The sequence below is a fragment of the Flavobacterium sp. AC105 genome, from assembly GCF_979258495.1.
This window is the reverse complement of the sequence record NZ_OZ409860.1, coordinates 2815512-2832949: the sequence shown is the minus strand read 5'-3', so window position 1 is coordinate 2832949 and position 17438 is coordinate 2815512. Positions and strand designations below refer to the sequence as shown.

Genomic DNA, 17438 nt, shown 5'->3' with positions numbered 1-17438 from the left:
AAAAAACAACAAATTCACATAAAAATTAACTTTTTATCAATCCGTTAACAAATTTAACATTTTTATTTAAATAAAAATCTGCTTTTTGATTCGATTTCGGAAAATTATTGAGATCATCAGAATAAATAGCTTCTTTACCATCATATTCATAATGTCCAAAATAATTTTCTAATTCGCCTACTTCAACTATGTAAGCATTAAAATGAATCTTATTTTCAATCAATTCTTCTTTGTATTGTGCGACAAAATTCGTAATAATTTCGATACCATCATAATTTATTTTGATATTTTTATACATAAAATCATAAAAAACCACTTTATTTTGTGAAATATTCAAATAATCATTAATTCTGTTATCAACTAAATCGTTTTCGGAGATGAGTTTAAAACTTGTAATTAGTGAGAAAAATATGAATTTTCTAGTGATTTCTCTTTCATAATCATTAGGAAAATGACCTGCTTCAAATAGAATTGTAGGCACTCCTAAAAACTGAAAAGTATCTCCTATACAATTGATATTAAAGGAATCATCAAAACGCCCAACCTGCCCTGGAATATATTTTTGAAGCTCATCATTTAGTCCTGCAATCAAATTAATAGCTTTTAATCGGTTATCATTTATATCACGTTCTTCATTATAAGAAGGCGCTAAAAATGAAACTGTTGCAGGTTTTCCGGTATCACCGGCGCCAAAAATAGTACGCTGATCATGAAGGTTAAAGCAATAATGTGGTTTAAAGGTTTCAAAAGCTTCTCTTAAAACGTTGCTTTCCGGCTGGGTCAGATTTTGTGAATCACGATTTAGGTCTATTTTATTTGCATTTTCGCGTGTATAAAGCGCAGCTCCGTCAGGATTTAGAATCGGAATGCTATAAAATGTAAAGGTTTTGAGTAATTTATTGGCAAAATCAGATCCGCCGTTTAATACATTTATGAAATCAAAAAGCGCTTTTGTCGTTGTGCTTTCATTTCCATGCATTTGTGACCAAAGATAAATACGTGTTTCTCCCGTACCAATTTCATAACTATATATAGGTTTATCCAAAACAGATTTGCCTATAATTTTGACCTGATTATTAGTGTTTAATTTATCTAATAAAGGCTGAATATGTTCTAAAGTTAAGTAACGGCCTTCTATAGATTGTTCTTTGTATTGGTTAAATAATTCTTCTAAATTCATTGTCTTTTGATTAGTTTACAAAAGTAAACATCTTTATTTTTACAATTGTAAACAATTAAAAAAGATAATAATTTATAATTGTAAACAGTATTTTAAGGGTTTATTCTCGTTTTAAAGAAAAACCAGTTAACAATTGTTATTACTTTAAATACAAAAGCATATAGTATTAAATTTCAATTAGTTAAATGTATTTATCTAAAGTTATAATTAGCTATTTTTATACTTAAATACATGATTTACAACTGTAAAATAGGTTATATGATTTCTTTTAATTACATTTGTAAACACAGAAATCAATAATAATAATTTACAATGGTAAACATCGATGATTTTGTAAAAAGACTGGAAATTATACTTGATTATTATGGTCTAAATGCTTCTTCTTTTGCTGATAGAATTGGCGTGCAGCGCTCTAGTATGTCTCACCTGCTTTCAGGCAGAAACAAACCAAGTTTAGATTTTGTATTAAAAATTCTGGACGTTTTTCCGGATGTAGATCTTTATTGGATTCTAAACGGAAAAGGAAGTTTTCCTAAAAGTGAAGAAGTAAATATAGTTGCAAAAACTAATATTGTTTCTGAAACAACAAAAACCGTTCCTCCTATTTCATTAAATGAAAATTTTGAAAGCACCGATTTATTTTCTGAAATTCATGCAAAGGAAGAAAAAACAGAAACAAGGATTTATCCCGAAATCAAAAACTCAAATTTTAACGCTGAAGAAAGCGAAATTGAGAAGATTGTCTTTTTTTATAAAAACGGGACATTTAAGGTATATGTCCCGTAGCTTTAAATTTCGCGTATTTGAAAAATTTTCAAAATAATTTTAATTTAAGCGATTCTCACAGAAGTGAAAAAAATATCGAAAATTACAATTGAAATCCGTTTTGAGGAATTTTACCAACAACATCTTCATAATGTTTTTTCAAAATTGATAAATCAGCTTCATAATCTCCTGTCGGAAAAAATGCCTTTCCAAGATTCACTTCTTTTTTGCCCCAATCAAAAGCAACCGGAATAATAGGAACATTTGCTTTAAGCGCTATATAATAAAATCCACTTCTAATTTCAGTAACTTCTTTGCGCGTTCCTTCTGGCGCAACTGCCAAACGAAAAACTTCTTTACGATCAAAAATCGCTGCAATAGAATCTACTTTGTTTAAACCGCCTGAACGATCAAGAGGCTCGCCTCCCACACTTCTAAAATAATATCCAAAAGGAAATTTGAATAATTCCTTCTTTCCCACCCAATTCATTTCAAGTCCAGAGATTCCTCTTGTAAAAATTCCTAAATAAAAATCATGATTACTTGTATGCGGCATTACCATCATCACACATTTTTTCACTTCAGCATTTTCAATTCCCACAATTTTCCAGCCCATGAGCTTAAAAAAAATGAATTTGTACAATTGTTTTTTCATTAAAATTTATTTTTTCATGCAAAATAAAAGATTTAAAGTGGTAATTTTGAGTAAAAGCATTTAAAATGATTCAAAAATTATTCAGTTACCTTATTCCTGTTAAAATATTCAAGAAAAAATCAGCCCGAAGCAAAATGATCGAAGTAACCTGGGCAAACGGAGAACTTGTCTTAGACTCACAAAACACTAATTATTCTTACGGAAGTTTGCAGCGTATATTAAGGTACGGACTTAGAAATATTGGATATAATGCCATTCTGGCCATGGACCATATTTTATTATTGGGGGTTGCCGGCGGAAGCGTTATAAAAACATTGGTTGAGGAAATTGAATATAAAGGCAAAATTACGGGAGTTGAAATAGATTCGGATATTATTCAGATTGCGAATGACTATTTTAATCTTAATCAGATAAAACAACTCGAAATAATTATTGATGATGCATTTGAATTTGTTTTAAAAACAAAAGAGCGGTATGATTTGATTATTATTGATATTTTTGAAGATATTAATATGCCTAATTTTTTGTTTGAAAGATTTTTTAGCGAACGCATTTGTTTCCTTTTAAAAAATCAGGGATTTGTTCTTTTCAACACCATGATTTTAGATGAAGCCCATAATGTTAGAAATCGCAAATACATTTCTGAAATAAACCCCGAATTGTTTATGACCAGGATGCTGCCCCGCATCGAAGATCATAATGAATTAATAATAATTGAAAAAGTAGCCTAAATTTTAAATTTTATGAAACCCCTTGCCTCTATTTTAAAAGCCTTATCACCTACAAAAGTAATTGATTCAAGTATAGATTTTTCAAAATACATTTCCTTAGATTTATCTGTTACCAATCAGGAATTGGCTGAATTTAAACCTGAAAATGCTCAGGAATTCGAAAATTTTATTTTTGGTTATTTAGAAAAAAATAATGCCGAAGTAGCATTTGGCGGTTATATAGAAGGCCGGACTTTATATCAGCGAAGTACGATTTTTAAAAACGATTCTATTCCGGAACGCAACATTCACATCGGCCTCGATTTATGGACAAAAGCGGGTACCGCAGTCCTGGCTCCGCTTGACGGAAAAGTGCACAGTTTTAAAAATAATGAAGGAATGGGCGATTACGGACCCACAATTATTTTAGAACACGAAGTCGAAAATGAAAAATTTTATACTTTATACGGACATTTATCGTTAGAAAGTATAAAGGAACTTACCGTTGGGAAGTTTTATAAAAAAGGAGAAAAAATTGCAACTCTCGGAAATTCAGAAGTTAACGGAGATTATGCACCTCATGTGCACTTTCAGATTATAAAAAATATTGAAGAATATTGGGGAGATTATCCCGGAGTTTGCAACACAAATGATTTGAACTTTTATATAGAAAACTGTCCCGACCCAAACTTATTATTAAAAATTACTTAAATAGTTATGAAGAAAGCAGGATTGATTATATGTTTGTTGTTATTAATGGGCTGTAAATCTAAAACGGTTGTTAACAGAGATACAGAAGATTTAAAAATAAAGAGAGTTGCTAGTTCTGAAATCAATTCAAACCAGCAGCAAAAAGCGTATGAATTAGGTAAAAGGGTTTTAGAAACTTGTAATACTTCTAAATTTAAACCATTTAATGAAACAGAAGTTACGAAGTCGGTTATGGAAAACACGACCGAAGAACGATTGACCAAAACGTGTACAAGATTTAGACAATACTACGGAAGTTTTATTGATTTGAAATTAGATGGCGTTTACAAAACAAAACAAGAAGTAATTTATCGCTATCATGCTTTATATTCTAAAAAGGTAGCAAACAAAGAGTTACGTGTTTTTGTAAACGAAGAAAATTTAATTTCGGCAATAAAATCAATGGATTGGGATGAAAAATTTGATGCTAAAATAACAGAACAATAAAGCTAAACTATGAATTTAAGATTACCACTATTTGTATTGCTGTTGATTACAACTTTTGTGTCTGCTCAGGAAACTATGAAAGTAAATGGTTCAAAACCATATCCGGCCACGCAAAATTATACATTCATTTGTGAGAAATATGCTTTTACAGGCGAAGCAAATGTTCAGATCGCAAAAACAGAAAAAGGTGGAATCTTAAAATTAACGGTTGCAACAGCAAATGATAAAGCTCGAATTGCCGGTGGCGTTTATGTAGATCTGGCAAATGGCGATGTGATTGCCTGCACGGATAAAAATAGCAAAGAAAGTGTTGAGGGAAAAACATCTTCTTACTATTACTTTACTCCTGCCGAGTTTGCAAAACTTAAAAAAACCGACATTTATGCCATCCGATTTATCATATCCGGAGGCCCGACAACTTTTGGAAATCAAACAGGATATTTTACCGCACATAATAAAATGAATTACTTTTCAACGGTTTACGATAAATCAAAAAAATCTTTTGATACCGCTAAAGAAATTAGTGTATTATAATTTATGATTTAATATAATAAATCTTATATTTATGCTCTAATCCACTTATTATGAATGATAACGAAGTTTTAATTACAAAATTCTATACTGCTTTCGCAAATGCCGATGCTAAAACAATGTGTGAATGTTATCATCCAAAAATTCATTTTATAGATCCGGCTTTTGGTTTATTAAAAGAAGACCAAGTTTGTAAAATGTGGGAAATGTTGATTTTAAGAAGCAAAGGCAATCTTAAAATTGAATTTTCAAACGTAAAAGCTGATGAGTTTTTTGGTTCTGCAAATTGGGTTGCGACTTACAATTTCAGTAAAACCAACAGAAATGTGATCAATAAAATTTCTGCAGAATTTGCATTTCAAGACGGACTAATTATCAAACACACAGATAGTTTTGATATCTGGAAATGGTCAAAACAAGCTTTTGGACCAGCAGGATATTTATTGGGCTGGACTGGCTTTTTTCAGAAAAAAGTTCAAAAGCAAGCTTTATTGTCACTTCAAAAATTTCAGGAATCCAAATAATTTTCTTAAATTGAATATTATAAAACCGGATTAACAAAAGTATATTTAGTCTTTATACCCTATATTTTCCTTTCCTTAAGATTGTAAAAATTTGTTACTATTTATTGTCACGTTAATGGTTTATAACTTTAATGACTATGAAAGAAATCGTACACAAAAAATTAAATCAGTTACAGGCAACAGCAATTTGCGGAAACGATATTAGTTCATCCTGTTTATACGTGTCTGCATTAACTATTTTGTATGCAGGACAATACGCCTGGATTTCTCTGTTAATTGTTGCAGTTGTTTTATATTTATTCCGAAAAATTTATGGCGAAGTCGTAGGTGCAATTCCATTAAACGGAGGCGCTTACAATGTTTTGCTCAATACTTCAACCAAAAGATTAGCCTCACTCGCTGCTACTTTAACCGTTTTGTCTTATATGGCAACCGCCGTAATTTCTGCCTCTGAAGGAATGCATTATTTGCACGGAATTTTCGAAAGTTTAAACGTAACTATTGCAACCGTAATCGTTTTAGTTTTATTTACCGGACTTGCGATTTTAGGAATTGGCGAATCAGCTTTTGTAGCCGTCATTATTTTCATTACACATTTAGCCACTTTAACTTTGCTCGTTTTAGCATCTTTATGGTTTGTTTTAAATAATGGTTTAGAAACTTTTCATCTCAATTGGGAAACACCAATAGCATACGGAAATATAAAAACAGCACTTTTTCTCGGATTTTCTGCCGCCATGCTTGGAATTTCAGGTTTCGAAAGTTCAGCTAATTTTGTCGAAGAACAAGAACATGGTATTTTCCCTAAAACGCTGCGAAACATGTGGGCGATTGTTAGTTTCTTCAATCCTGTAATTGCCATTTTATTAATCAGTATAATTCCGTTAGCCGAAGTTGGAGAAAACAAAGAATCCCTCCTTGCCTATTTGGGGCAAACAACCGGAGGATCATGGCTTGCCTGGTTAATTTCTATAGATGCCGTTTTAGTTTTATGCGGAGCCGTATTAACCTCATTTGTAGGTGTTTCCGGATTATTAAACCGAATGACATTAGACCGGATTCTTCCCAATTATTTCCTGAAACAAAACAAAAGAGGATCACATTATCGAATCGTGATTAGCTTCTTAGTACTCTGCATATCTGTTCTTTTTGCAACAAAAGGACATCTGGAATCTTTGGCCGGCGTTTATACATTTTCATTTTTAGCCGTAATGGCATTATTCGGAATCGGAAATTTATTACTCAAATTCAAACGCAAAAAATTACCAAGACCTGAACGTGCGCGCGGAATTGCAGTAGTTTTGGCAGTTTCGTTTATCATCGCCGCCTTTATCGGAAACATGAGATTGAACATCAATTCGTTCTATACTTTTTTGAAATATATGATTCCGTCCCTAATTTTCATCGGAATCATGTTAAACCGCGTCATGCTGATAAAACTATTAATCGAAGCTTTAGAGTATTTTTATCAGCCGCTTCGAAGATTGGTTATTGTCAGCAATCGTTATTTACAAAAAATGAGTGTAGAAATTAATTCACAGGAATTTGTGTTTTTTACCAAAGGCGACGACATTGCAATTCTAAACAAAGTATTGCAATATGTTGAAAATAACGAAACTACAAAAAAACTAAAAATTGTTCATGTCAAAAATGACGCATCAAATAACGAAGCTTTAATAAAAGATCTGGAAGTTTTAGATCGTGCTTATGATGATATCGACATCGAATATCTGGAAATTCAAGGCGTTTTTGGACCGGAAATTATCGACGAATTATCTGAAAAATGGAAAATTCCAAAAAACTTTATGTTTATAGCCTCGCCGGGAAATAAATTCTCTTATCGCGTTTCTGATCTTGGCGGAGTTCGTTTGATAATGTAAAGAATTTTCAGGAGCAGAAAATTCATGTTTTCAAGACCACCTGTCCCGCTTTCACCTTTATCTTTGTTCGTTCCTCTCAAAGGATACCGGCTCTATCGGGGCTAAACAAGAAATACAGTAATTTTTTAGAAATAACAAACCCGACAGGTTTTAAAACCTGTCGGGTTTACTTTGTAGGATATATAATAAGGATTTAGATTGTCAATCTTTGTCAAAGTTTAAAACTTTGACAAAGATAAGTTTTACATAAATTTTGCGATTTAACATTAAGATTTAAACCAACCAGCAACTAATTCATCCTCAAATGAATTCGCATTTTTATGAATAAACTCGTTTGTATTTTTATTATAAGAATAATCCAAAGCCCAGGTTTCGTGGTTTTTAGCCAGATCTTTAATGCTTTCGCAAACAAAAGCAATTTCTTCATCAGTAGTAGTTGGATGAATTGACATTCTAATCCATCCCGGTTTTTTAATCAAATCACCAATCGTAATTTCATTAACCAGTTTATTAGAAGTTTCCTGATCTACGTGCAATAAAAAATGTCCGTAAGTTCCGGCGCAGCTGCATCCGCCTCTTGTTTGAATCCCGAATTTATCATTCAGTAATTTTACGCCTAAATTAAAATGGAGGTTTTCAATAAAAAAAGAAACAACACCCAAACGGTTTGTATGTTGTCCCGCCAGAATTTTAATATTAGAAATAGGATCTAATTTGTTAAAAACAAAATCAACAATTTCGTGTTCACGTTGCAAAATGTTTTCAATTCCCATTTCTTCTTTTAGCTCGATTGCCAAAGCAGTTTTTATAACCTGCAGGAAACCAGGAGTTCCTCCATCTTCGCGATCCTCGATATTGTCAATATATTTATGTTCGCCCCACGGATTTGTCCAGCTTACAGTTCCTCCGCCTGGACAATCAGGAATCATATTATTGTATAATTTTTTATTAAAAATCAAAACACCGGAAGTTCCCGGGCCGCCTAAAAATTTATGCGGAGAAAAGAAAATAGCATCAAGATAAGATTCCGGATCTTCAGGATGCATGTCGATTTCTACATAAGGTCCTGAACAGGCGAAGTCTACAAAACAAACACCATGATGTTGGTGCATCAATTTTGCCGCTTCATGAAATGGAGTTTTTAAACCCGTAACATTTGAGCATGAAGTTATAGAGGCAATTTTTATAGTTCTATCAGCATATTTTTCTAATAATAGCGCTAAATTATCCAGACAAAAAAGCCCTTTTTCGCAAGATGGAATAATTTCAACATCGGCAATTGTCTCTAACCAGGACGTTTGATTAGAATGATGCTCCATATGTGAAATAAAAACAATAGGTCTTTTTTCTAAAGGAATATTGGTGAAATCCTTTAGATTTTCAGGGATTTTAAGACCTAAAATACGTTGAAATTTGTTTACAACGCCCGTCATTCCGGTTCCGTCCGTAATCAAAACATCATCATTATTTGCATTCGTGTGACGCTTAATAATATTCCTGGCATGATGATACGCTTTTGTCATGGCAGTACCTGACACAGTAGTTTCAGTATGTGTATTGGCTACAAAAGGCCCAAAATCATTCAGAAGTTTCTCTTCAATAGGGCGATATAACCTCCCGCTGGCAGTCCAATCCGTATAAATGATCTTTTTTTTACCGTATGGAGAAGTAAATTCCTGATTGATTCCAACAATATTCTTTCTAAAATCCTGGAAATAGGTTTCTAACGTGATGGTACTATTTTTGCTATTCATTAGTATGCCTGAGTTTGATTGCAAATATATTGCTTTTTTATAGAATTGTGAATTTATCAATTATAAAGTTCAAACATTAAATAACCTTTTGATTTCTTTACTTAAATCGTCTTTTTTTAAGTAAATTAGCATAATATTCTATCGGATTAATAGGGCATATAAAACTTAGACTATTACATTTATGGGAAATTTATCAGTCGCCACTTTTGGTGGTGGATGTTTTTGGTGTATAGAAGCTGTAATTCAGCGTTTAAAGGGAGTAGAATCATTAAAATCGGGGTTTTCCGGAGGTTTTATAAAGAATCCTCCCTATCGTGAAGTTTGTACCGGAAGAACTGGTCACGCCGAAGTCATACAAGTTGCCTTTAATCCTGACATAATTTCATATCACGATTTAATTTTTATATTTATGACGAGCCATGATCCAACAACATTAAATCGTCAGGGAGCAGATGTTGGAACACAATATCGTTCGATTATTTTATATCATAATGAAGAACAAAAAGAAATTGCAGAACAGGTTTTTGAGGAAGTAAAAGGTTTTTATGACGATCCAATTGTAACGGAATTAGTGCCTTTTGAAGTATTTTACAATGCCGAAGAAGATCATCAAAACTATTACAATAACAATCAGGACGCGCGTTATTGCCAAATTGTAATTGATCCTAAAGTTCAAAAATTAAAAAAAATGTATGCTAAACAATTAGCAGACTAAATAATTATTATAGATTTTTCGCCGCGAATTCACGAATTTATTTGAATTTATGCGTGATGATTCGTGAATTCGTGGCTATTTTAAGATAGAATCCTTTTTAATCTGTGAAATCTGTAGCAAAAAAAAACAAAAATTCTAATGAAAAATTTAAAAATAAACAACAGATTTACATCTGAATTACCTGCAGATCCTAATGAAACAAATGAAATTCGTCAGGTTAAAAATGCGCTTTTCTCATATGTAAATCCAACAAAACCCTCCAATCCAAAACTTATTCATGCTTCTGAAGAAGTTGCCGGATTAGTTGGGATTTCTACTGATGAAATTCAGTCAGAATCGTTTTTGAATGCTTTTTCAGGAAAAGAAATTCTTCCTGAAACTCGTCCATATGCGATGTGTTACGCCGGACATCAATTCGGAAATTGGGCAGGACAATTAGGCGATGGACGCGCTATTAATTTAACCGAAGTTGAACATAATAATGCTTTTTTTACGCTTCAATTAAAAGGCGCTGGAAAAACGCCATATTCCAGAACTGCAGATGGTTTAGCGGTTTTGCGTTCTTCGGTTAGAGAGTATTTATGTGCCGAAGCTATGTATTATTTGGGCGTTCCCACTACCCGATCCCTTTCGCTAATATTATCCGGAGACGAAGTTTTGCGTGATATTTTGTACAACGGAAATCCCGCTTATGAAAAAGGTGCGATTGTTTGTCGTGTTGCACCATCGTTTATTCGTTTTGGAAGTTTCGAAATGCTGACTGCCCGAAACGAACTTAAAAACTTAAAGGAATTTGTCGAGTATAATATCAAACATTATTTTCCGGAAATTAAAGGCGAACCAAAAGATCAATATTTGCAATTCTTTAAAACCGTTGCCGATAAAACCCGCGAAATGATTTTGCATTGGCAACGTGTTGGTTTTGTGCATGGTGTAATGAATACGGATAATATGTCTGTTCACGGAATTACTATTGATTATGGTCCTTATGGATGGCTGGAAAACTATGATCCAAACTGGACTCCTAATACAACAGACAGCCAAAACAGAAGATACCGTTTTGGAAATCAGCCTCAAATTGCACAATGGAATTTATATCAATTGGCAAATGCACTTTATCCGTTAATTAATGAAGCAAAACCTTTAGAAGATATATTAGAATCGTTCATAATTGATTTTGATTCAGATTATAAAACTATGTCTTTAAGTAAATTAGGGATATTTACTTCAACAGAAACTGATGATAAATTAATTGCTGCTTTAGAAACTGTTTTACAATTGTCCGAAACTGATATGACGATCTTTTTTAGAAATTTAAGTCAAATTAAAAAAACAGATTCTATCGAAAACGCAATCGAAAAAATTCAGGATTCGTTTTATGCAACGCAAGAAATTTCAGGAGATATTTTAGAATCCTGGAAAAAATGGTTTTCAGTTTATATTGAAAGATTAAACACAGAAACATTATCTGATGAAAACCGTGCAGAAAAAATGAACAAGATGAATCCAAAATATGTGTTGAGAAATTACATGTCACAATTGGCAATCGATGCAGCAGACCAAGGGAATTATTCCTTGATCAATGAATTATATATCCTTTTGCAAAAACCATACGATGAACAATCGGAATACGAAAAATGGTTTGTCAAACGACCAGATTGGGCACGTTCAAAAGTTGGTTGTTCTATGCTTTCTTGTAGTTCTTAATTTTTTGCCACGAATTTCACGAATTTTCACTAATTATTTTTTGTCAGTTCGAGCGAAGTCGAGAACACCTTACGTGCATTTCGACTTCGCTCAATGTGACAATTGTTTCCGATAAAAATTCGTGAATTCGTGGCTAATTTTTCTACTTAGAAGTAATATAATCCACAATCATATTGGCATGAATACGTGAATTTTCGATAAACCATTTATGCGTCTGCATGCCGCCGCAAACTACTCCGGCCAAAAATAATCCATCAACATTTGTTTCCATAGTTTCAGCATTATAAGTTGGCACTTTTAGTTCATCATTCGAAAGTTTAATTCCCATTTTTTCGAGAAAAGTCAAATCTGGTTTATATCCGGTTAATGCCAAAACAAAATCATTTTCTATCGTAACTTTTCCTTCTGGCGTTTCGATTTCTACTTCATTTTTTCGAATTTCAGTAATATTCGATTCAAAATAAGCTTTAATGCTTCCTTCGGCAATTCGGTTTTCAATATCGGGTTTAACCCAATATTTCACTCTATTATTAATTTCATTTTTACGAATAACCATCGTTACATTTGCGCCTTTTCGCCAGCATTCTAAAGCTGCATCAACAGATGAATTATTGGCTCCAACGACCAGAATATTCCTGAAAGCATATTCATGCGCTTCCTTATAATAATGACGAACTTTAGGCAATTCTTCTCCTTTTATATGCATCTCAATCGGAATATCATAAAAACCAGTTGCTACAATAACATTTTTTGCGCTATACAAAGCCTTATCTGTAATGATTTTAAAAGAAGAATCTTCTAATTTTTGAACCTGAGTTACTTTTTCAAACAAATGAATCGAAAAATTAAAATAACGATGAATGTTTCTGTAGTATTCTAAAGCTTCCTGACGTCCTGGTTTTGGCGCGAGACAATTAAACGGAATATCACCAATTTCAAGTCGTTCTGCTGTAGAAAAAAAAGTCATATATAAAGGATAGTTGAAAATACTATTGACTATCGCCCCTTTTTCTATAATTAAATAACGCAAGTTTTTCTTTTGAGCTTCAATTGCACAAGCCAGCCCAATTGGACCGCCTCCAACAATTATCAAATCATATTGTTCTGTCATAATTTATTCTTTTTCCCAATCTTTAAAAGGGTTTTTACTCAAATATGCATTATAATAACGGGAATCATTTGTTACTTCATCGCCCAGCCAATCGGGTTTTTCAAAAGTTTCCGTTTCTGATTCCAGTTCGATTTCGGCCATTATTAAGCCTTCATTTTCACCATAAAATTCATCAACTTCAAAAACATGTTTGCCTGATTGTATTTCAAAACGTGTTTTTTCAATTTTTCCTTTTTCGCATAATTTAAGTAATTCAACTGCTTCATCAATCGGGATTTCATTTTCCCATTCAAATCGGGTCATTCCGCCATGATGGCCAATTCCTTTTATAGTAAGAAATCCTCTTTCACCTTTAATACGAACACGAACTGTTCTTTCAGGAATTGAACTCAAATATCCCTGAGCAATTTTGTTTTGAGTAAAGGCTTGTTCTTTAAAATCATCTGATTTTACAAGAAACTTTCTTTCTATTTCAACCATTTTTCAATCTAAATTAATTTTAATGCAAGTTACTCAATTTCGGGAAAATAATTTTGCCTTTGAAAATCACATAGTTAATATCATTTTCCTGATTTATTTGGTTTGGTTCACCGTATTGTAACATAAAAATAACGTATTGAGAAACAGCGATATAAGTATTTTTTAACTAAATTTGTGTAACTTTAATCTTATATTTTATGTCTAAAAAAGCACTTTATCTATTAGGCATTGCAATAACTATTATTCTGGGTACTTTTCTGTACATGAAATTTTGTTGCAATTGCTGTGTGAAAACACCTACGGCTGATACTGAAAAAGTATCGACAGTAATAGCTCCGGACAAAAATTTTGTCCCATTTGTCCTTAGTGGTTCCGGAATTGAGTATCAAACAAATGATAATCTCAAGTTCCTGAAAAACAGCTCTGCATTAATTATACCTGTTAGTGATTCGGTATCTATTGGAATTGAAAAACTTAAATCATTTTTAACTGCAAATCCTAAACAGAAAATCACAATAACGGGTTATGCTGCTTCTGATGAAACCAATACAACAACTTTTGAAAATCTTGGTTTAGCAAGGGCAAATGATGTTAAAAACTATTTTGTTTCTAATGGATTTAACACTGCTCAATTTGATACTAAAGGGGAAATTACGGATAAATGGAAAACAAATGCTGACACTCTTTTAGGTCCTGTAGAATACAAATTTGAAGCTTTAGACACTACTGCAGCTGCAACTGATGAATGGAGTGCGCTGAAAGAAAAGATTAATGCTGATCCTTTAATCCTTCATTTTAATACCAATAAAGCCAGCGATAAATTAACCAATTTAGAAAAACAAAAAGTTACTGATATTGCTAATTATACCAAGCAGGTTAAAGATGCTGTGGTATTAGTTGTCGGGCATTCTGATAATGTTGGGAATCGTGAAGCTAATGTTGTTCTTGGACAAAGGCGTGCAGAATTTACTAAAAATTATTTGTCTAAAAATGGCATCGATGCCGCTCGTATTACTACTGAATCTAAAGGTCCTGATGAACCAGTTGGTGAAAATACAACACCTGAAGGAAAAGCAAATAACAGAAGAACTGTAATTACAATAAAATAATTAATCAAAAATATACTATTATGAATATACCTTGTATCTTAATACCTGCTTTAGTGGGTTTAATCTGTGGAATTTTAGGTTACTTACTAGGGAAAATGAATTCAAAAGGAGATGATTCACTTGCTCTTTCGCTACAGGCTGATTTAGATGCCTGTAAAGCAAACACTAGAAATTTAAACACAAAAATTACTTCATTAGAAGCTGATTTGGCGGCTAAGGCGACTAGTGCTAAAACACAATCTTTTGTGGGTACTGTTCCGGCATTATTATTTGACAGTTCTTTGGCAGGAACAGTTTATGGGAAAAAAATAAAAGAAAACGATTTGAAAATCGTTGAAGGTATCGGACTAAAAATCGAAGCTTTATTCAATGCAGCCGGTATTACTACATGGCGCGAATTATCAGAATCATCGATTGAAAAATTGCAAGCTATTCTGGATGCAGGAGGCGAAAATTATGCTATTCACAATCCTGGAACCTGGCCAAAACAATCTTTATTGGCTTATCAGGGAAAATGGCAGGAACTAAAAGATTGGCAAGATTCATTAGATGGAGGAAAAGAATAAAAAATAGTAAATAACAAGTTCAAGGTACAGCGTTACAAGCTTTAAACACTTTGTATGCTGTACCTTTACTTTTTAGTTTTTATTGATTTAAAAAAACAGAATCCCAGTTTTTCGATTTATTGTACCACAATTGCCCTTGTGAAACTTCAAGCGGACAATCAAAATTGTTTGTGTAAAGTGCGCCGGTTCCTAAACCCTGCGGCATATTTGAGTTCTGTAGAAATGTCCATTGTGAAATGGCATTAAGCCCAATATTGCTTTCTAATGCAGATGTAATCCACCAACCTATTTTATATTTATCTGCTAAATCAATCCATTCTTTTGTTCCTCTAAAACCACCAATAAAACTAGGTTTCAGAATAATATATTGTGGCTTGATTTCCTGTAGCAATTTTTCTTTTTCTTCGAATGTAAATACACCTATTAATTCTTCATCTAACGCAATAGGAAAAGGAGCTGCCTTGCATAAATCTGCCATTTCTTGAATATTTCCTTTTTTAATAGGCTGTTCAATACTATGCAATTGAAATTTATTAAGTTGGATTAATTTATCTAAAGCTTCATTTAAGGCAAAAGCTTCGTTGGCATCGACCCTGATTTCTATTTGTTGGGATGAAAAATGACTTCGGATAAATTCAAGTAATTCTAATTCTTTTTGAAAATCAATTGCGCCAATTTTAAGTTTAATACAGGTAAAACCATCAGCTAATTTATCTTCAATTTGTTGTTTCATATAAGAAGCTTCGCCCATCCAGACTAAACCATTAATTACAATTGATTTAGAATTATCTGTAAATTGAGAAGGAAATAACAAATAAGGATTTTCGCTTTTAAGTGATAAAAAAGCCATTTCTATTCCGAATTGTATGGATGGAAATTCTAATAAAGCTTCCCAAAGTGCTGTTTCTCCTAAGTGAATATTCTGGCAAGACCAATTTAGCTTTTCCTCATAATCATCGCGATCATCAGCGCTCAAACCTCGAAGGATTCCGCACTCGCCTATTCCTTTCTTACCGTTTTCTTCCAGAACAATAAACCAGGTTTCTTTCTCAGTCATCACACCTCTGGATGTTCCGGAAGGGCGTTTGAATTCGAGCATGTATTTATGGTAAGTAGCTTTCATTTTTTTTAACCATATAAGTTATATAAGTACATTAAAATTTATATAACGTGGTAAATTCTTAAACCATATAAGTTATATAAGTAATTTAAGTTTGTGCGTATGTACAAAGTAATTAAATGAACTTACATAACTTATATGGTGGAAAAATTTTAATTATAAAGATCTAAAACTTTTTCGAAGTCTTTTGATGGTAAACCCGCTTTTTGAAAAACGGTAAAATCTTGTTTTGTTTTATCTTTCCAGCTTAAACTGTCTGTAACGTTTTGAGTCTGGTATTTTTTATAGATTGCTTTTGCTTCACTATATTCATCATTTACTAAATAAACGTGGGCTAAATTTAATTTCACTAATAATTCAGTGTCGTCTAATTTTTCGCCTTCTTTCAGGGATTTTATAGCTTTTGCATATTGTTTGGTTAAAATATAACAATAACCTATTGAGCTGTAATCTAATGCTGTAGCTTTTCCGTCATTAATTATGGTATTTAATTTTGGAATCGCTTCATTGTATTTTTGTAATTTTATTAAAGTTGAAGCCTGAGTTCTTAAATCGTCATAAACATTTTTAGAGATATCGGCATCTTTGTAACAAGCATTCCCGAAGTCTTTGTAAACTTTGTTTTTTTCGATTGGCAATAATTTTTGGAACTCTGAATAACGGTATTGTTTCATTATTTTTTCAAGAATACAAACGCAAAAATCATCAGAATTAGCCATTTTTTGCGCCATTGTTGATGTTTTGCACAAGCTAATAATTTCGTTTTTGTTATCCTGATTCCAACCACGGTTTAATTTTGTATCAACCCACGGCACTACTTCTAAAACTATTTTCTGGCTTAAAACCCAGTTTTTGCTATGAAATCCAAAATAAATGGTACTGATGTTTTGTCCTAAACATGATGATTTATCAAGTGATAATCGTTTGGCATCTTTGCTTATAGGTTCTTCTTGCGCATAACAAGCTTTATCCGTTTTTCCGTCATCAATATACTTTTTTACATCTTCGTTTGAAGTAAAAAGTGCATACGTACAAGTATCATCACCGGAAATTTTTGACATTAAAAAAACAGCGCCTGCAGATCCCTGACTAATTCCTGTAGGATCCGGAATTGCTTTTAAAACCGAAACTAAACTGTTGGTCATTTGCTGGTTTTCATCTAAAAGTGTAATTCTGTATACAATTTCGGTTGTACCAACGGGCAAATCATCTGTTTTTAAGGTAATTCTATCACGGGCATAAGCGATAATTTCTTTTGTAGTGGCACGTTCTTTGTCCCAGTAGCCATCTTTTTGAGCGAATGTGCTGCAAGAAGAAATAATTAAAATAGATAAAATAATTCTTTTGAAATTCATGCGGTAATAATTTTGCTTTTTAGCCACAGATTGTACAGATTAAATGATTTTATTTTTCTATCCTCTTTTTTATCCCGAG

General features: G+C 32.6%; 18 protein-coding genes. 11 read left to right on the top strand and 7 right to left on the bottom strand.

What is annotated here, in order from left to right:
- Nucleotides 1-25: 25 nt before the first annotated feature.
- Nucleotides 26-1180 carry a M14 family metallopeptidase gene (locus ACZ0AH_RS11765; protein ID WP_463475989.1) on the bottom strand — a complete coding sequence of 385 codons (1155 nt, stop codon included), beginning with the start codon at nucleotides 1178-1180 and terminating at the stop codon, nucleotides 26-28.
- Between the two features lie 312 nt (nucleotides 1181-1492).
- Between ACZ0AH_RS11765 and ACZ0AH_RS11760 the strand changes: the two genes are divergently transcribed.
- Entirely contained in the window at nucleotides 1493-1966 is a 474-nt protein-coding gene (locus tag ACZ0AH_RS11760) for a helix-turn-helix domain-containing protein (protein ID WP_463475988.1), read from the top strand.
- Between the two features lie 82 nt (nucleotides 1967-2048).
- Here the strand turns inward: ACZ0AH_RS11760 and ACZ0AH_RS11755 are convergent, their stop codons facing one another.
- Entirely contained in the window at nucleotides 2049-2600 is a 552-nt protein-coding gene (locus ACZ0AH_RS11755; protein WP_463475987.1) for a 1-acyl-sn-glycerol-3-phosphate acyltransferase, read from the bottom strand.
- A gap of 65 nt (nucleotides 2601-2665) precedes the next feature.
- Between ACZ0AH_RS11755 and ACZ0AH_RS11750 the strand changes: the two genes are divergently transcribed.
- The 6 genes from ACZ0AH_RS11750 to ACZ0AH_RS11725 all read left to right on the top strand — a co-directional run bounded on the left by ACZ0AH_RS11750 (nucleotide 2666) and on the right by ACZ0AH_RS11725 (nucleotide 7442).
- Nucleotides 2666-3331, top strand: a complete 666-nt coding sequence (locus ACZ0AH_RS11750) for a spermidine synthase (RefSeq protein WP_463475986.1) — start codon at nucleotides 2666-2668, stop codon at nucleotides 3329-3331.
- A 12-nt stretch (nucleotides 3332-3343) separates the two neighbouring features.
- Nucleotides 3344-4021 (top strand): peptidoglycan DD-metalloendopeptidase family protein, encoded by a 678-nt coding sequence (locus tag ACZ0AH_RS11745; protein ID WP_463475985.1) that lies wholly within the window; start codon nucleotides 3344-3346, stop codon nucleotides 4019-4021.
- A gap of 6 nt (nucleotides 4022-4027) precedes the next feature.
- Entirely contained in the window at nucleotides 4028-4507 is a 480-nt protein-coding gene (locus ACZ0AH_RS11740) for a hypothetical protein (RefSeq protein ID WP_463475984.1), read from the top strand.
- A 9-nt stretch (nucleotides 4508-4516) separates the two neighbouring features.
- Entirely contained in the window at nucleotides 4517-5041 is a 525-nt protein-coding gene (locus ACZ0AH_RS11735) for a hypothetical protein (protein ID WP_463475983.1), read from the top strand.
- Between the two features lie 50 nt (nucleotides 5042-5091).
- Nucleotides 5092-5562 (top strand): nuclear transport factor 2 family protein, encoded by a 471-nt coding sequence (locus tag ACZ0AH_RS11730; protein ID WP_463475982.1) that lies wholly within the window; start codon nucleotides 5092-5094, stop codon nucleotides 5560-5562.
- A 137-nt stretch (nucleotides 5563-5699) separates the two neighbouring features.
- Nucleotides 5700-7442, top strand: coding sequence for an APC family permease (locus ACZ0AH_RS11725; RefSeq protein ID WP_463475981.1), 1743 nt, complete (start codon nucleotides 5700-5702; stop codon nucleotides 7440-7442).
- 266 nt (nucleotides 7443-7708) lie between these two features.
- Here the strand turns inward: ACZ0AH_RS11725 and ACZ0AH_RS11720 are convergent, their stop codons facing one another.
- On the bottom strand, nucleotides 7709-9196 hold the full coding sequence (locus ACZ0AH_RS11720; protein ID WP_463475980.1) for an aminotransferase class V-fold PLP-dependent enzyme: 1488 nt from the start codon (nucleotides 9194-9196) through the stop codon (nucleotides 7709-7711).
- A gap of 181 nt (nucleotides 9197-9377) precedes the next feature.
- Between ACZ0AH_RS11720 and msrA the strand changes: the two genes are divergently transcribed.
- Complete coding sequence (gene msrA, locus ACZ0AH_RS11715) at nucleotides 9378-9911, top strand: peptide-methionine (S)-S-oxide reductase MsrA (protein WP_463475979.1); 534 nt, start codon at nucleotides 9378-9380, stop codon at nucleotides 9909-9911.
- A gap of 138 nt (nucleotides 9912-10049) precedes the next feature.
- The gene (locus ACZ0AH_RS11710; protein ID WP_463475978.1) at nucleotides 10050-11618 is read left to right on the top strand and encodes a protein adenylyltransferase SelO; all 1569 of its coding nucleotides are present in this window, start codon (nucleotides 10050-10052) and stop codon (nucleotides 11616-11618) included.
- Nucleotides 11619-11760: 142 nt separating this feature from the next.
- Here ACZ0AH_RS11710 and ACZ0AH_RS11705 read toward each other — a convergent pair whose 3' ends face one another.
- Together ACZ0AH_RS11705 and ACZ0AH_RS11700 are read right to left on the bottom strand one after the other, a co-directional pair.
- Nucleotides 11761-12729, bottom strand: coding sequence for a YpdA family putative bacillithiol disulfide reductase (locus ACZ0AH_RS11705; protein WP_463475977.1), 969 nt, complete (start codon nucleotides 12727-12729; stop codon nucleotides 11761-11763).
- Between the two features lie 3 nt (nucleotides 12730-12732).
- Nucleotides 12733-13209: a CYTH domain-containing protein gene (locus ACZ0AH_RS11700; protein ID WP_463475976.1), complete on the bottom strand. Its 477-nt coding sequence runs from the start codon at nucleotides 13207-13209 to the stop codon at nucleotides 12733-12735.
- Nucleotides 13210-13406: 197 nt separating this feature from the next.
- On the opposite strand from ACZ0AH_RS11700, the gene ACZ0AH_RS11695 reads away from it, so the two are divergent.
- Together ACZ0AH_RS11695 and ACZ0AH_RS11690 are read left to right on the top strand one after the other, a co-directional pair.
- The gene (locus tag ACZ0AH_RS11695) at nucleotides 13407-14318 is read left to right on the top strand and encodes an OmpA family protein (RefSeq protein ID WP_463475975.1); all 912 of its coding nucleotides are present in this window, start codon (nucleotides 13407-13409) and stop codon (nucleotides 14316-14318) included.
- A gap of 20 nt (nucleotides 14319-14338) precedes the next feature.
- A complete protein-coding gene (locus ACZ0AH_RS11690; RefSeq protein ID WP_463475974.1) occupies nucleotides 14339-14884 on the top strand; it encodes a hypothetical protein in 546 nt (181 codons plus the stop codon).
- A gap of 79 nt (nucleotides 14885-14963) precedes the next feature.
- Here the strand turns inward: ACZ0AH_RS11690 and ACZ0AH_RS11685 are convergent, their stop codons facing one another.
- Nucleotides 14964-16007: an o-succinylbenzoate synthase gene (locus ACZ0AH_RS11685; protein ID WP_463475973.1), complete on the bottom strand. Its 1044-nt coding sequence runs from the start codon at nucleotides 16005-16007 to the stop codon at nucleotides 14964-14966.
- 149 nt (nucleotides 16008-16156) lie between these two features.
- Nucleotides 16157-17359 carry a tetratricopeptide repeat protein gene (locus ACZ0AH_RS11680; RefSeq protein WP_463475972.1) on the bottom strand — a complete coding sequence of 401 codons (1203 nt, stop codon included), beginning with the start codon at nucleotides 17357-17359 and terminating at the stop codon, nucleotides 16157-16159.
- Nucleotides 17360-17438: the final 79 nt, after the last annotated feature.

Bases quoted from the DNA above. Each gene is read 5' to 3' on its own strand.
- ACZ0AH_RS11765 (WP_463475989.1), bottom strand. From the start codon at position 1,180: ATGAATTTAGAAGAATTATTTAACCAATACAAAGAACAATCTATAGAA.
- ACZ0AH_RS11760 (WP_463475988.1), top strand. From the start codon at position 1,493: ATGGTAAACATCGATGATTTTGTAAAAAGACTGGAAATTATACTTGAT.
- ACZ0AH_RS11755 (WP_463475987.1), bottom strand. From the start codon at position 2,600: ATGAAAAAACAATTGTACAAATTCATTTTTTTTAAGCTCATGGGCTGG.
- ACZ0AH_RS11750 (WP_463475986.1), top strand. From the start codon at position 2,666: ATGATTCAAAAATTATTCAGTTACCTTATTCCTGTTAAAATATTCAAG.
- ACZ0AH_RS11745 (WP_463475985.1), top strand. From the start codon at position 3,344: ATGAAACCCCTTGCCTCTATTTTAAAAGCCTTATCACCTACAAAAGTA.
- ACZ0AH_RS11740 (WP_463475984.1), top strand. From the start codon at position 4,028: ATGAAGAAAGCAGGATTGATTATATGTTTGTTGTTATTAATGGGCTGT.
- ACZ0AH_RS11735 (WP_463475983.1), top strand. From the start codon at position 4,517: ATGAATTTAAGATTACCACTATTTGTATTGCTGTTGATTACAACTTTT.
- ACZ0AH_RS11730 (WP_463475982.1), top strand. From the start codon at position 5,092: ATGAATGATAACGAAGTTTTAATTACAAAATTCTATACTGCTTTCGCA.
- ACZ0AH_RS11725 (WP_463475981.1), top strand. From the start codon at position 5,700: ATGAAAGAAATCGTACACAAAAAATTAAATCAGTTACAGGCAACAGCA.
- ACZ0AH_RS11720 (WP_463475980.1), bottom strand. From the start codon at position 9,196: ATGAATAGCAAAAATAGTACCATCACGTTAGAAACCTATTTCCAGGAT.
- msrA (WP_463475979.1), top strand. From the start codon at position 9,378: ATGGGAAATTTATCAGTCGCCACTTTTGGTGGTGGATGTTTTTGGTGT.
- ACZ0AH_RS11710 (WP_463475978.1), top strand. From the start codon at position 10,050: ATGAAAAATTTAAAAATAAACAACAGATTTACATCTGAATTACCTGCA.
- ACZ0AH_RS11705 (WP_463475977.1), bottom strand. From the start codon at position 12,729: ATGACAGAACAATATGATTTGATAATTGTTGGAGGCGGTCCAATTGGG.
- ACZ0AH_RS11700 (WP_463475976.1), bottom strand. From the start codon at position 13,209: ATGGTTGAAATAGAAAGAAAGTTTCTTGTAAAATCAGATGATTTTAAA.
- ACZ0AH_RS11695 (WP_463475975.1), top strand. From the start codon at position 13,407: ATGTCTAAAAAAGCACTTTATCTATTAGGCATTGCAATAACTATTATT.
- ACZ0AH_RS11690 (WP_463475974.1), top strand. From the start codon at position 14,339: ATGAATATACCTTGTATCTTAATACCTGCTTTAGTGGGTTTAATCTGT.
- ACZ0AH_RS11685 (WP_463475973.1), bottom strand. From the start codon at position 16,007: ATGAAAGCTACTTACCATAAATACATGCTCGAATTCAAACGCCCTTCC.
- ACZ0AH_RS11680 (WP_463475972.1), bottom strand. From the start codon at position 17,359: ATGAATTTCAAAAGAATTATTTTATCTATTTTAATTATTTCTTCTTGC.